Below are 14,641 nucleotides of genomic sequence, written 5' to 3' on the forward strand. Positions count from 1 at the left end.
CTTCCGGGCGGGGAGTTGCGGCCCTGCCCGGCCCTGAAGACCTCAGGGAGCCAGCACTGGGATTGCTGTCCAACACGCGGTGATGAACACCGCAAGACAAGAGAGGAAAAACAATGAGTGCTCAAGCTGCAGAGAGCGGAAATGGCAAAATCATCGGGTTTATTTTAGGCCCCGTCATCTTTGTCTTAATGCTCATCATTCCGGCTCCGGAAGGCATGAAAGTCGAAGCATGGCGGGTAGCAGCCGTCACTGCTCTCATGGCCATCTGGTGGATCACCGAAGCGATTCCCATTCCTGCGACATCGCTCCTCCCTATCGCCATGTTCCCCCTGCTCGGGATCATGAAATCTGCGGCCGCGACCGCTCCTTACGCCAACCATCTTATTTATCTTTTCATGGGTGGTTTTTTCCTGGCTGTGACTATGGAACGATGGAATCTGCACAGACGTGTCGCCCTCTACACTATCCGTGCAATAGGCACCAGCCCCGGACGAATGATCATGGGATTCATGGTCGCCACGGCCTTTCTGTCCATGTGGGTCTCCAATACCGCGACCACAATGATGATGGTCCCTATCGGAATGGCTGTCATCCAACAGGCAACAGGCTTTGAATCCAGTGATCTCCGTTCCAGCACCAATACCGGGCCGGAAGCGAACTTTGGAAAATGCCTCATGCTGGGTATCGCGTATGCAGCCTCCATGGGTGGAGTCGGCACTATCATTGGTACTCCACCAAACACAGTCATGGCAGGTATGGTCGAAAAAATGTTTGGTGTTGAAATAGGATTCGGCCAATGGATGCTCTTCGGAGTTCCTCTTGCCACCATTATGGTCCTTTTGTCCTGGTTTATATTGACGAAATGGCTCTTCCCCATGGGAAGCATGCAAATTGCCGGTGGGGACAAGATTATTAATGATGAAGTCAAGAAACTTGGTCCCATGTCATCAGAAGAAAAGAAAATTGTAATCGTAGGCTGCTTTGTCGCCGTATTCTGGTTGGCACGTGGCTTTCTCAAAAAAGTTCCTTTCATCATCGATGCCATGCCCCACTTCGGGTACATCCATGATGCAACAATCGGTATCCTTGGTGCCTTGATTCTGTTCGCTCTGCCTACAAACTTCAAAAAAGGTGAATTCCTTCTGGATTGGAAAACAGCAGTCAAAATCCCTTGGGATGTCATCTTGCTCTTTGGTGGAGGTCTTGCCATTGCTAACGGTTTTGCAAAGACAGGACTTGCCTCCTATATAGCTTCTCAACTTGGAGCTTTAGAAGGAACAAGTATTCTCATTTTTGTGGCTGTTGTTGTCTTGATCACTATCTTCCTGACGGAAATAACTTCAAATACCGCTACGGCAACTCTGCTTGTCCCAATCATGGGAAGTGCAGCCATTGCCATGGGAGTCCATCCATACGCTACAATCGTCGGAGCTTGTGTCGCTGCATCATTTGCCTTCATGCTCCCGGTTGCCACCCCTCCAAATGCCGTTGTCTTCGGCAGTGGATGTGTTTCAATCAAACAAATGGCAAAAGCCGGTTTATGGTTGAATATCCTTGGAACCATTCTAATCACGGCATTTGTCGTATACTTCCTGCCCGTCATCTGGGGTGTAGACCTCAATGTCGTACCGGATTGGGCTGTCATGCCTAAATAATATCCTGCCTACGGGCGACCAACCGGTCGCCCGTAGGTTCAGCCCCCGGTCATCAATTTTATTACTTGAGCTGCCGTAATCTTACGGCGGAGAGGAAAGATGCGCTCAAAATCGAAGATAATTCCGATCATATTGGTAGCTGTTCTTCTCTTGGTGGTAGCTATTTTCGGCTACGTTCATCCAGGAAAAACACAACACATGCCAGTACGGATACTTTTTGAAAACAATGGGGGGAAAGTCATATTCTCCCACCTGATACACCACCGGGATTACAAAATAGATTGTGCCACATGTCATCATGACAAAAAACAGAAACCTCTCTCACAAGATGACACTGCGTTACATTGTGGCTCCTGTCACCCGAATGAATTTAATGAAGAATTCATTGCCAGTCACATGGATTCCTTTCCAGATGAAACATACTGTGTCCGATGCCATCATACTGAATTTGCCGAAGTTATCTTTAATCACGAAGAACACAAAGAATATGCTGACGACTGCTCTGATTGTCACCATGGCAAAGAAATAGAACCCACCCCTCAGCGATGTTCTCACTGCCATAAGTCCCATGATATCAATGGACTGATCAGTATGCGACAAGCAGGACATCAAAGCTGTGCAAATTGTCATGAGGATATGTTTGAGACTGGATTATCAAGCTGCAAATCATGCCATGTCCAAGTGGATATGACCAAATATGAAGGAGACTATACATCCTGCAATTCATGCCATGAAGCCGAAGCACGAGAATTGGTTCTTCCACGTATGAATGCATTTCATGATCAATGCCTCTCCTGTCACGAAAAAGAAGGAGCTGGCCCATATGGTCCCGACGATTGCAACAAATGCCACATTAGTAGGTAATCAGAACAATGAATATCCAAGATATCCTTCCAATTAAACAGGCGGAATTCACCCTGATGCAATATTGTCCCCTGGTGACATGTGGGCAAACCGTCAAACGAGGGCAAAGGTTGGCGACCTCTTCAATCCAAGGCATGGGTGATATCCATTCACCCGTGGCAGGGCGAGTCAGCCATCTTGATTCATTCCGTATCCGTATAACAGCCGAAGGTAACGAAGAAGTAGATTTTACTGATCTCAATAAATTCAAAGGACAGCAACTCTATAAAAAACTTCTTGAACTTGGAGCCGACATTCCTCCCATAGCCGAGGTCGAGACTCTTATCATCAATAGCGTTGATGCAGAAATTGGTGTTCTGACTCGTAAGGAACTTCTGGTTACGTCTCAAGCCCCTCTTGAATGTGGACTTGAAGTCATTCAAACCCTCTACAAACCAGAACTGACTGTCATGGCAACACTCAAAGGCACATCAAATTCACTGGGAAACCTCCTCTGCGTCGAAATCTCGGACCAATACCCGGCAGGACTTGATCCCCTGGTAGCCTTAGCCGTAACCGGCATTGAATCACCAGAAAAGACACTCGTGGTTGACTTGGAAACGCTATTCCACATTGGCCGAATTATGGAAACCGGACTCCCTTTATTTGAAACAATGGTCACAATTGGTAAAGAAGCACACATTGTCCCTCTTGGCTTGGCAGTCGGTGACATTTTAGAACATTTTGGAGAAAAATTAGTTGATCACGACAGGATCGTCCTAGGAGGCGCTCTGCGCGGTGCAGCTGCGGCATCAGCGACGCAAGGAGTAGATCGAAAGACCAATGCCATTACACTTATTCGAACCCCTGTCCCAATCGCACTGGATGCGGCCTGTGTTGGGTGTGGAGAATGTGTCCGACACTGCCCCGCCCGTCTCGATCCTGCCATGATTACCAGCTATGCAGAATTTGGCCTCTATGAAAAAGCTGCCGAAGAATTTGTAAACACTTGTTTTGAATGTGGACTCTGTGGCTTTTTTTGCATCGCACACCGCCCCATGCTCCAGTATATACGCTTAGCAAAAAAGGAATTGGCCCTTGGTACAGTCAAATCCAGGGAGGAGGGAGCACTATGAAGCCAATTATCCCATTTCATCTGACAGTATCTGTCCCGCCCCATCGTCATTACGGCACTTCAATACGCGGCAGGATGTTTGCCATTCTACTGGCTATGCTTCCGGCAGCAACCATGGGGCTAGCCAACTATGGCATGCCAGCTCTTAGGGTCATGTGTCTTTCTATGAGTGCTGCAATTTTCACAGAAGCTCTCTGTCATTGGCTTATGGAAAGTAAAAGTGAACTTGAGAATCTCCATGCCTTTATCGTGGGATTATCCTTTGCATTCCTCTTACCGGCATCAGCACCTTGGTGGCTTGTCACTTTTGGAAGTGCCACTTCCATAATTCTCGGAAAAATGATTTTTGGCCCCCTCGGTGGAAGCCCTTTTTGTGCTCCTCTCATCGGATGGGCGGTTTGCCGAATCTCATGGCCTGCTTTCATGGATATTGATGCTTCCATGCTTTCTGCCGACCTGACATTCCCCCTGGCCCAACTCAAGGACTTCGGACTGAACTCGGTCATGATAACCGATACAAAACAACTTTTTCTGGGCAAACAGCTTGGGGGATTAGGTGCTGTTCAAATAGCCGGAATCTTGCTTGGTGGCATTATCCTCGTGGCTAAGAGGCATGTTTCATCCATCATTCCAATGGGGGTCATCGGCGGAGTCTGTATCACCGCTGGACTCTTCAACATGCTCAATCCAAACATTTACGCAACACCCGGCTTCCACCTCCTGACCGGATCAACACTTTTCGGAGCCTTTTTCCTCGCAACCGATGGTTCATCCTCACCCAACAGACAAATCCCCATGCTCCTCTTCGGCTTACTCATCGGGATAATGATTGTTCTTATTCGAATTTATGGTTCATACCCGGATGGCGTCCCTTTTGCCATTTTAATAGCAAACCTTTTTACTCCGGTTTTCGAGCGAATTCGCCCCCGGCCCTTTGGTGTGAGGTGACATATGAAAGAAATGATGAAAATGATGCTTGTTCTTTCTCTTATCTGTGGCTTTGCAGGGATTTCTCTTGCCGCACTGAAGGAGATCACCTCACCTGTAATCGAAGAGCAGGTACTGACCTTTGTTCAGGCTCCGGCAATTGAGTATGTGCTGAAGAGCCACGACAATGACCCCATAAAAGACCGAAAAAAATATTCTCTGAATACTCGAGTAGTGACAGTATTTCCAGGCATAAAGAATGGAATCCTCGAAAGCATAGCATTTGAAACTTCTGGCAAAGGATATGGCGGAAATATCGGTGTCATGGTTGGTTTTGATATCTCTACTCAAACTCTTTCAGGCATTGGCATCACAACCCTGAAAGAAACTCCGGGCCTTGGTTCCCGTGTTGCCGAACATGGTTATACGACACAATTCAGAGGCCACCCAATCCAATCCATAGCTCTCAAAAAAAATGGTGGAGATATAGACGCTGTAGCAGGGGCAACCATCTCGTCAACCGGCACAGTCGCTGCGGTTCAAGATGCAATATCTCTCTTTATGCAACTCAAAACAGAACTTGCCGACGGCTGGTCCTAGGCTGACAAATGCCTCATTCGGAGAAGACAATGAATCAATTATGGAAAGAATTTTCCAAAGGACTCTGGAAAGATCTCCCCCCCTTCAAACTGGTCCTCGGCCTCTGTCCAGTCCTTGCTGTCACGAATACGACTCAAAATGGCCTTGGCATGGGGGTGGCTGTTATCTTTGTACTCACCCTCTCAAACCTCGTGGTTTCATTACTACGAAAGATAATTCCCTCGAAGGTCCGTATTGCCTGTTTTATTGCTATCTCCGCTTCGCTTGTCGTGGCGGTTGAACTTCTTATGCAAGCATTTGCTTATCCTCTCTACCAACAACTCGGCATCTTTGTTCCTTTGATAGTGGTAAATTGTATAATCCTCGGGCGAGCTGAAGCTTTTGCTTCCAAAAATTCCCCACTTATGGCCATGGCCGATGGCATGGGGATGGGGGTCGGATTCACCATGTCGCTCACGTTTCTCGGGGCTCTTCGTGAAATTCTTGGAACCGGAAAACTCTTTGGTACGTACGTTGCCTGGGGAGACTTCGAACCCGTCGGATTAATGGTCCAGGCACCTGGAGCTTTTGTCAGCCTCGGAATTCTACTCGCCTTGATGACGTTTGTTGAAAACATACAGCGAAAACGCAGAGGGTTAGCCGCAATAGAAGGTCCTACACACGATTGCGGAGCGTGCGGCGGATGTGGCAAAGCGTCAAACTGTTCATAGTGGAGCATAAACAATGCAAGATTACTTTCTTCTCTTTATTGGTGCAATGTTCGTCAACAACATTGTTCTGGCCCAATATCTCGGGAATTGTCCTTTCATAGGCACATCCAAAGAGTCAGGTGTTGCAATCGGCATGGGTGGAGCCGTTGTCTTTGTCGCAGTTATGGCCACAGGGATTACATGGTTGGTTCAACACCATCTGCTTATCCCCTTTGGACTCGGTTATCTTCAAACATTGGCCTTTATTCTGGTTATTGCAGCATTAGTCCAATTTGTAGAAATGTTTCTCAAAAAAATGATTCCTCCTTTATACAAATCCCTAGGCATATTTTTACCTCTCATTACAACAAATTGTGCAGTCATGGGTATCGCTCTGATCTGTCAGCGAGAGGAATTCGGTCTGCTCCGATCCGTACTTTTCGCCTTTGCTTCCGGACTTGGCTTCATGCTCGCTCTGGTTCTTCTCGCTGGAATTCGTGAAAAACTGGCCGTTCGAAGACTCCCAGTATCCATGAGAGGAACGCCTATCGGTTTGATAATGGCAGGGCTGATGTCCCTGACTTTTTTCGCTTTCAAGGGAATGATTTAAAATCAAAAAATTTGAAATACAGTAGAGCCGACACCATTCATCAGAGGAACTAATCATATGATATTAATATCAGGACTCACTCTTTTCAGCATAGGTCTTGGAGCTGCTGCAATATTGGGTATAGCTTCGAAACTCCTCTACGTAAAAGAAGATCCACGGATTAATTTGATTGAAGAGTCCCTCCCCGGAGCCAATTGCGGTGGCTGTGGCTTCCCTGGGTGTTCAGGTGCAGCAGCAGCAATTGTGGCTGGCAAGGCTCCTGCGACAGTCTGTATTGTTGCCGACTCTGAAATGAGTCTGCTTGTTGCAGGAATTATGGGGCAGGAGGTTATTGAAAGAGAACCGGAACTCGCTATCCGGGATTGCTCAGGAGGAATGCGTGCATCCGATTCCTTCCATTATGAAGGAGCACATGACTGCCGAGCCGCCCATCTCCTCTATGGTGGTTCAAAATCCTGTCCTGAAGGATGTCTCGGCCTGGGAACCTGTATGCGGGCCTGCCCTTTCGATGCTATCCAAATGAATGACCAGAATCTTCCAATCATTGATCCATTGGCATGCAAGGCATGTGGAAACTGCGTTGACGCCTGCCCTCGTGGAGTTATTGGTGTAGCTGGAATCTCTGCTCGTCTGCTCCATCTCAACCTCACATCAGACTGTCTTGCCCCATGTCGCCAAAAATGCCCTGCACAAATAAATATTCCCAGATATATTGAACAGATAAAATCTGGTGATTACAATGGTGCGATTATGACTATCAAAGAGCGTAATCCTCTTCTTCTAACGTGTGGACGAGTTTGTCCCCGCCCCTGCGAGACTGAATGCCGCCGTCAATATGTGGATGAGACCGTCGGTATAAACATGCTCAAAAGGTTTGTGGCAGATAGGGAACTTCATACAGGAAAACACCTCCCTATTTCCTGCGCCAAAGATACCGGGAAAAAAGTCGCCATCATCGGCGGAGGTCCAGCAGGCCTCTCATGCGCTTATTTTCTACGTCGACTGGGGCATCAACCAACCATTTTTGAAGCAATGCCAAAACTTGGTGGGCAGACCCGCTATGGCATTCCGGAATATCGCCTTCCTAAAGCAGATCTTGATTGGGAGATTCAAGGCATACTCGATCTTGGGATCGAAGCGAAAATGAATACAAAATTCGGTGTTGATTTTACCATTGAGACACTCAAAAAAGACAACTTTGAGACTATCTTCATTGGTATTGGAGCTTGGCAAGCTTCAGGTATGTATGCAGAAGGAGAAGACCTGAATGGTGTCATGGGCGGTATCGAATTTCTCACTGCACACGCCATGGGACAAAAGATTGAAACAGGAGAACATGTCATCGTCGTAGGAGGAGGAAATACCGCTATTGATGCTGCGAGGACCTGTATTCGTCTCGGGGCACAGGTCACTCTTATGTATCGACGAACTCGTGCTGAAATGCCTGCTGATATGGAAGAAATTATTGGAGCAGAAGACGAAGGAGTCCAGTTCAAGTTTTTGGCAGCCCCTGCGCGAGTCATTGGAGATGAAAAGCACCACGCCACTCATTTGGAGTATTATGAGATGGAACTGGGAGAACCAGATGAATCTGGTCGGCGAAAACCTATCAAGAAAGAAGGCTCTGAACAACGTATGTGTGCAAATCTGATTATCCCGGCCATAGGACAAAAACCAGATCTCAAGTGTCTTTATGAAAATGAAGAAGAAGGAAGCTGCCTTTTGGAAACAACCCGATGGCAAACAATTGTTGCAGATTCCGAGACTTTCGAAACAGCTATACCAGGAGTCTTTACTGCCGGAGATGTCTATACTGGACCTGATTTGGTCATATCGGCAATTGGCGATGGCAGAAAAGCCGCACGAGCCATGCACTACCATATGACAAAGGGCATTATTCCTCTCTCCGACCAGACACAAACAACAATGATCCCATATACGTTATTCAAGGAAGTTAGTGTTAAAGAAAAGAAAGAACGAGCGACTCTTCCTCTCCTTTGTTATGGCGAGGAAAGAAATTGTACATTCAATGAGGTAGAAGGGACTCTTTCGGAGAGACAAGCGCAAAAAGAGGCAGATCGCTGCCTTCGCTGCGGCTTGCTCTGCTATGATGGCGACTCTGCACAGGAAACTCAGGGAGTTTTGAACACATTTGAAGAATAAGGACAAAATATGCTTTCCCAGAAAGTAACATGACGCAGTATTCCCTCGACAACAATACGGCGCTCATGTCCGGGAGGGTTTTGCTGCGAAAACCCTCCCGCTTCCGGGAAAAGAAAAAGGACTCCTACGATGTTTCAAGGTAATAATATCAAGACCACACCATAAACAATGTTGACCATCAATACTATACGAGTATCTTGGCACCCTGTCTCCTGTCACACACTTGGATACAGGCAAAAAGGATTCCTGTTATGAACATTCTCGTTATCAATTGCGGCAGTTCTTCATTGAAATACCAGCTTCGAAATATAAACACCCAGAGAGTCATGGCGAGCGGCGTGGTGGAACGGATAGGTGAGTCCATGGGCCAAATCACACAAAGATCTTTTCCAGACAAATGGCCTGATACCAAGGATACGGAAGAATTGCCCATTCTCAATCACGAGGCTGCGATGAAGCTTATGGTTTCAAAACTCACCAATGGAGTTATCCAATCCCCTCATGAAATCGACGCAATAGGACATAGAGTTGTTCAGGGGGGTGAATCTTTCTCTCACCCAGTATTGGTCGATGAAAATGTCATGAATACGATCAAAGATAATATCCCACTCGCCCCCCTTCACAACCCTGCCAACCTCATAGGCCTTGAACAGGCAATGATCCTGTTCCCCGAAACACCAAATGTTGCAGTATTTGATACCGAATTCCATCAAACACTTCCAAGGCATGCCTATATGTATCCTGTGCCGAAGATATTTTATGAACAGTTCAAGGTACGCAAATACGGCTTTCATGGCACTTCACATAAATATGTTAGTAAAACAGCATCAGTCTTTATCGGACAAAAAATTGAAGAGACCAGTCTCATTACTGTGCATCTTGGTAATGGCTGCTCCATGGCTGCCATAAAAAATGGTAAATGCATTGAGACTTCTATGGGCTTGACTCCGTTGGCTGGCCTCATGATGGGGACTCGATGTGGAGATATTGACCCGGCTTTTCATATTTTTCTTGCAAAAAACAAAGGATTACCCCTCTCCGAGATTGATATATTACTCAATAAATCAAGTGGATTATTAGGAATATGTAGAAAGAACGACATGCGTGACATCCATGAAGCCCGGCTTCACGGTGACGACGATGCACAGCTTGCTTTCGAGATGTTTACCTACCGGGTCAAGGCAACCATCGGTGCCTATCTTGCGATCCTCGGATCGGTGAACGCCATTGTTTTCACTGCTGGCATCGGAGAAAATGATCCTGATGTCAGGTCTATGGCATGTGATGGTTTAGAGAATTTCGGTATCAATATTGACCCCACAAAAAATAATGAAAAAACCGCCGAGGCACGGTATATTAATACTGAACAGAGTCGGATCAAAGTTCTCGTGGTCCCCACCAACGAGGAATTAGAAATCGCGAAAGCCACGGCAGAAGTCGTCAATGACTAAGGGCGTAATCCCCAGAATATATACGTAATTGACACAATAGAATGGAGCACATCATGCCAAAGAAAATGAAAACCATGGATGGCAATACTGCTGCAGCGCACGTAGCGTACGCTCTCACTGAGACAGCTGCAATTTACCCTATTACCCCATCATCGACTATGGGTGAAATTGCCGAAGAGTGGGCAGCGCAAGGCCGCAAGAATATTTTTGGCCAGCAGGTCAAAATTCGGCAACTCCAATCCGAAGCAGGTGCAGCAGGAGCAGTTCATGGTGGCCTCGCAGGCGGCACCTTAACGACGACTTTTACCGCTTCCCAAGGTCTTCTTCTCATGATCCCCAATATGTACAAAATAGCAGGCGAACTGCTCCCTGGTGTTTTTCATGTTTCGGCCAGGGCAATAGCAGCCCACGCTCTCTCAATCTTCGGGGACCATCAGGATGTGATGGCATGCCGTCAAACAGGGTTTGCCATGCTTGCCTCTGCTTCGGTTCAGGAGGTTATGGATTTGTCTTTGGTTGCACATTTATCAGCCATAGAATCAAGTGTTCCTTTTGTCAGCTTTTTCGATGGATTCCGAACTTCTCACGAGATTCAAAAAATTGAAACCATAGATTACGAAGACATGAAACCCTTGGTTAACATGGAGAAAATCAAAAAATTTCGAAAACGCGCCATGAGTCCAGAAAATCCCAATATTCGTGGCTCTGCCCAAAATCCTGATATTTATTATCAAGGGCGCGAAGCTACAAACCGATTCTACGAAGCTCTTCCTTCTATTGTCGAAGACTCTATGAAAAAAGTTTCCACGCTCACAGGGCGTCGCTATAAAATTTTCGACTATGTTGGTGCGCCGGATGCTGACCGCGTCATCATTTCCATGGGATCGTCGTGCGAAACGATTGAAGAAGTCGTTAATACACTGCTCTCACATGGAGAAAAGGTCGGCTTGATCAAAGTCAGACTCTTTCGCCCCTTTTCAGCAACGCACCTACTGTCTGTCCTTCCTGCAACGGCATCGACCATAACAGTTCTGGATCGTACCAAAGAGCCTGGGGCATTAGGCGATCCTCTCTATCAGGATGTCTGCACTGTCTTCAATGAGAATAAACATGAAAACAATGTTATATCAGGGCGTTATGGGTTAGGCTCAAAAGAATTTACTCCCGCTATGGCCAAAGCAGTGTTTGATAACATGGCAAATCCAACGCCCAAATCACATTTCAATGTCGGCATTGAAGATGATGTCACTCATACTTCCCTGTCTGTTGCCGAGGCCCTGGATACCACCCCGGAAGGCACTGTACAGTGCAAGTTCTGGGGCCTCGGCTCTGATGGAACAGTCGGAGCAAACAAACAGGCCATAAAAATTATTGGTGATAATACGAACATGTATGCACAAGGGTATTTTGCATATGATTCAAAGAAGTCAGGTGGAATCACGATATCCCATTTACGGTTCGGCGAAAAACCGATTCAATCAACCTACCTCGTCACTGCTGCCGACTACATAGCATGTCATAACCCAAGCTATGTTTATCAATACGACATACTTGACGGTATAAAAGACGGCGGCACCTTTGTACTAAACACGTCATGGTCTGCTAAAGATATGGATCACAAACTCCCCGCATCCATGCGTAAAAAAATAGCCGAAAAAAAACTCAAATTCTATACGGTAGATGCAGTTAAAATAGCAGGAGAAGTCGGCCTTGGTGGACGAATTAATATGATCATGCAGACAGCGTTTTTTAAACTTGCCGACGTTATCGACTTTGATCAGGCTGTCTCGTTACTGAAAGATGGTATCCAGAAAGCATATGGTAAAAAGGGTGATAAAATTGTCAGTATGAATAATGCAGCCGTGGACGCTGCCATCGATGCCATTGTTGAGATTCCAGTTCCAAAAGAATGGACAACACCTGCAAACGAAACACCTGTTGCTGAAGCGGTCCCTGAATATGTCACTAATGTTATGCGCCCTATTCTCGCCCAACAGGGCGACACTTTACCTGTTTCTGCATTTTCCATTGATGGCACGATGCCTGCCGGAACTGCAAAATATGAAAAACGCGGAGTAGCCATAAGCGTCCCTCAATGGATTCCTGACAACTGCATTCAATGCAACCAGTGTGCCTTTGTTTGCCCACACTCAGCTCTTCGCGCGGTTCTATCAACGGAAGATGAAATGACGTCCGCACCGGTCACATTCAAGACTCTCGAAGCCAAGGGAAAAGACGTCAAGGGACTGCACTTCAGACTCCAAGTTAATACCCAGGATTGCCTCGGCTGCGGCAATTGTGCAGATATTTGCCCGGCCAAGGAGAAAGCACTTGTTATGCAACCGTTAGATTCCCAGGTGGATGAACAAATTCCCAACTTTAACTTTTCAGAAACCGTTTCTTACAAAGATGCATTCAAGCGCGAGACAGTCAAAGGAAGCCAGTTTCGCCAATCACTTATGGAATTCTCCGGTGCCTGCGCCGGTTGCGGTGAAACACCATATGTCAAAGTACTTACACAGCTCTTTGGGGAACGAATGATCATTGCCAATGCAACCGGATGTTCCTCTATATGGGGAGCCTCAGCTCCTTCTACGCCATATTGTATCAATTCGAACGGGAATGGTCCCGCCTGGGGGAACTCCCTGTTCGAAGATGCTGCGGAATTTGGCTATGGTATTGACATGGCTATATCACATCGTCGAGAAAAACTCTCTCAGCTTGCCCGACAAGTTTTAGCGGATGGATGTGAGGGAGACACGAAAACAGCACTTGTTGGCTGGCTTGCCAATATGGATAAAAATGAAGAATCTGCCGAATGGGGCAACAAATTGAAAGCAGCATTGCACGGGGAAACAGAGGGGCTACTTGGCGAAATAGCCTCAATGTCTGATATTTACACCAAAAAATCCATTTGGATTTTTGGTGGAGACGGATGGGCTTATGATATCGGATATGGTGGTGTTGACCATGTGCTCGCCTCAGGTGAAGACGTCAATATCCTGGTGCTTGATACCGAAGTTTACTCTAATACAGGCGGTCAGTCTTCAAAGGCGACACCACTTGGTTCTATCGCCAAGTTTGCCGCTGCCGGAAAACGAACCGGCAAAAAAGATCTGGGACGCATGGCCATGACTTATGGATACGTTTATGTAGCACAAGTAGCTATGGGAGCAGATAAACAACAAATGCTTAAGGCATTTAAGGAAGCGGAAGCTTATAGTGGCCCTTCACTTATCATCTGCTATGCTCCATGTATTAATCAGGGAATAAAAAAGGGCATGGGTAAAACACAATTCGAACAAAAACTGGCTGTCAATTCAGGGTATTGGCCATTATACAGGTACAATCCTGAGAGAGTAAGCGAAGGAAAAAATCCCTTTATGTTGGAATCTAAAGCACCTGACGGCTCTCTGCAGGAATTCCTTTCCGGCGAAAACCGCTACGCCATGCTTGAAAAATTCCAGCCTGACACAGCAAAAAGGCTTCGTAGTCAAATCGAAAAAAATTATGCTGATCGCTATGCTCAATTAGAATATATGGCCGCAGAAGAATTCATCGCGCCCAAAGACCTGGAAGAGCCTTTTTGCGAATCAACAAGCACAGCAGAACACTCACGTCCTGAAAGCGGCAGCGCATGCGACGATGGAAGATAAAAGGACCACGAGTTCCATTATAGCAAAATGAGAGGGTAAATCCCCCTCTTTAACTGTGTAAAGTGCCTCCTGCTCATGCGGGAGGCACTTTCATATATGCAAGCATCAGACAAAATCAATTTATTAGATTATGATAACTATATCACACTGACCCTGTTGAGACTTGAATAATTCGAGCACATTTCAAGATCACCAACTCTGCCACATGGTCCATGTCCTTGTTGGTCGAAGCATAAAAAAAAGGGAGGACATTATTGCCCTCCCCTTCTTCAATCAACACTTCAACTCTTAGTTAATGGTATTAACAGCACACGCCTGAACTTCAGTGTACATGAAGTTTTGAACGATCATGCCTTCCACCTGCACCTCATTCTTTTCATTGACAGCCTGTTGTATTCCAGCATCATTCACATAAAGCAGCAATTCGCCTGTATTGTCTGCAAACAGAAACTCATTGTCCTTAATTTGGCGAACAAAATGCCCATTCAATACAACACTGGTGTCAATGCCAGAAACCTTTGCTTCCGCAACAGATGTAGCCTTGTATGGCCCAGCGGCATAAGATTCCTGGGATGAAAAAATGAATGCCGATATCATAAGAAACAGCACAAAAAATATTCCAGAAGTTTTCATTGTATTATCCTCAAAATTTGAATTGTCTCTTTTAATCTGCCAGGACTTTCCTGACTCACGTCTAAACGATAACACATCTTAATCTTTTATCCAGATTTTTTTTCATGCTTAACATATTGGAATAACAGAATATTATAATATATTCTTTATTTTGACTGATTAGTCAATCAAAAAAATATCTTTAGTCACCTTCCTATGACAATCCAATTGAGAAATACCTGCACCAGAGCAAAACACATTTCAATAACAAATTTTCTTGCCCTCCCCAAAGAAAAGCGC

11 protein-coding genes are annotated in these 14,641 nt (G+C 46.1%); 10 read left to right on the top strand and 1 reads right to left on the bottom strand.

Going from position 1 to position 14,641, the window contains the following annotated elements:
- Positions 1-113 precede the first annotated feature (113 nt).
- The 10 genes from BN4_RS03015 (at position 114) to nifJ (ending at position 13,729) form a co-directional block, all read left to right on the top strand.
- Positions 114-1,655: an SLC13 family permease gene (locus BN4_RS03015; protein WP_015413877.1), complete on the top strand. Its 1,542-nt coding sequence runs from the start codon at positions 114-116 to the stop codon at positions 1,653-1,655.
- Between the two features lie 198 nt (positions 1,656-1,853).
- Complete coding sequence (locus BN4_RS03020; RefSeq protein WP_231856603.1) at positions 1,854-2,519, top strand: cytochrome c3 family protein; 666 nt, start codon at positions 1,854-1,856, stop codon at positions 2,517-2,519.
- 8 nt (positions 2,520-2,527) lie between these two features.
- Positions 2,528-3,634, top strand: coding sequence for a 4Fe-4S dicluster domain-containing protein (locus tag BN4_RS03025; RefSeq protein WP_015413878.1), 1,107 nt, complete (start codon positions 2,528-2,530; stop codon positions 3,632-3,634).
- Positions 3,631-4,581, top strand: coding sequence for an RnfABCDGE type electron transport complex subunit D (locus tag BN4_RS03030; protein WP_015413879.1), 951 nt, complete (start codon positions 3,631-3,633; stop codon positions 4,579-4,581). Before BN4_RS03025 ends, BN4_RS03030 begins: the two co-directional genes overlap by 4 nt.
- Positions 4,582-4,584: 3 nt before the next feature.
- Complete coding sequence (gene rnfG / locus BN4_RS03035) at positions 4,585-5,160, top strand: RnfABCDGE type electron transport complex subunit G (protein ID WP_015413880.1); 576 nt, start codon at positions 4,585-4,587, stop codon at positions 5,158-5,160.
- Positions 5,161-5,189: 29 nt separating this feature from the next.
- On the top strand, positions 5,190-5,870 hold the full coding sequence (gene rsxE / locus BN4_RS03040) for an electron transport complex subunit RsxE (RefSeq protein ID WP_015413881.1): 681 nt from the start codon (positions 5,190-5,192) through the stop codon (positions 5,868-5,870).
- A 13-nt stretch (positions 5,871-5,883) separates the two neighbouring features.
- The gene (locus tag BN4_RS03045) at positions 5,884-6,459 is read left to right on the top strand and encodes an electron transport complex protein RnfA (protein WP_015413882.1); all 576 of its coding nucleotides are present in this window, start codon (positions 5,884-5,886) and stop codon (positions 6,457-6,459) included.
- 57 nt (positions 6,460-6,516) lie between these two features.
- Positions 6,517-8,622: an FAD-dependent oxidoreductase gene (locus BN4_RS03050; protein ID WP_015413883.1), complete on the top strand. Its 2,106-nt coding sequence runs from the start codon at positions 6,517-6,519 to the stop codon at positions 8,620-8,622.
- A gap of 251 nt (positions 8,623-8,873) precedes the next feature.
- On the top strand, positions 8,874-10,073 hold the full coding sequence (locus BN4_RS03055) for an acetate kinase (RefSeq protein ID WP_015413884.1): 1,200 nt from the start codon (positions 8,874-8,876) through the stop codon (positions 10,071-10,073).
- A gap of 53 nt (positions 10,074-10,126) precedes the next feature.
- Positions 10,127-13,729, top strand: coding sequence for a pyruvate:ferredoxin (flavodoxin) oxidoreductase (nifJ, locus tag BN4_RS03060; protein WP_015413885.1), 3,603 nt, complete (start codon positions 10,127-10,129; stop codon positions 13,727-13,729).
- 288 nt (positions 13,730-14,017) lie between these two features.
- Here nifJ and BN4_RS03065 read toward each other — a convergent pair whose 3' ends face one another.
- A complete protein-coding gene (locus BN4_RS03065; RefSeq protein WP_015413886.1) occupies positions 14,018-14,362 on the bottom strand; it encodes a NirD/YgiW/YdeI family stress tolerance protein in 345 nt (114 codons plus the stop codon).
- Positions 14,363-14,641: the final 279 nt, after the last annotated feature.

The organism is Pseudodesulfovibrio piezophilus C1TLV30 (genome assembly GCF_000341895.1).
Classification (GTDB): Bacteria; Desulfobacterota; Desulfovibrionia; order Desulfovibrionales; family Desulfovibrionaceae; genus Pseudodesulfovibrio; species Pseudodesulfovibrio piezophilus.

Excerpts from the sequence above, each read along its gene's own strand:
- rsxE (WP_015413881.1), top strand. The coding sequence starts at position 5,190 with ATGAATCAATTATGGAAAGAATTTTCCAAAGGACTCTGGAAAGATCTC.
- rnfG (WP_015413880.1), top strand. The coding sequence starts at position 4,585 with ATGAAAGAAATGATGAAAATGATGCTTGTTCTTTCTCTTATCTGTGGC.
- nifJ (WP_015413885.1), top strand. The coding sequence starts at position 10,127 with ATGCCAAAGAAAATGAAAACCATGGATGGCAATACTGCTGCAGCGCAC.
- BN4_RS03030 (WP_015413879.1), top strand. The coding sequence starts at position 3,631 with ATGAAGCCAATTATCCCATTTCATCTGACAGTATCTGTCCCGCCCCAT.
- BN4_RS03065 (WP_015413886.1), bottom strand. The coding sequence starts at position 14,362 with ATGAAAACTTCTGGAATATTTTTTGTGCTGTTTCTTATGATATCGGCA.
- BN4_RS03020 (WP_231856603.1), top strand. The coding sequence starts at position 1,854 with ATGCCAGTACGGATACTTTTTGAAAACAATGGGGGGAAAGTCATATTC.
- BN4_RS03050 (WP_015413883.1), top strand. The coding sequence starts at position 6,517 with ATGATATTAATATCAGGACTCACTCTTTTCAGCATAGGTCTTGGAGCT.
- BN4_RS03025 (WP_015413878.1), top strand. The coding sequence starts at position 2,528 with ATGAATATCCAAGATATCCTTCCAATTAAACAGGCGGAATTCACCCTG.
- BN4_RS03045 (WP_015413882.1), top strand. The coding sequence starts at position 5,884 with ATGCAAGATTACTTTCTTCTCTTTATTGGTGCAATGTTCGTCAACAAC.
- BN4_RS03015 (WP_015413877.1), top strand. The coding sequence starts at position 114 with ATGAGTGCTCAAGCTGCAGAGAGCGGAAATGGCAAAATCATCGGGTTT.
- BN4_RS03055 (WP_015413884.1), top strand. The coding sequence starts at position 8,874 with ATGAACATTCTCGTTATCAATTGCGGCAGTTCTTCATTGAAATACCAG.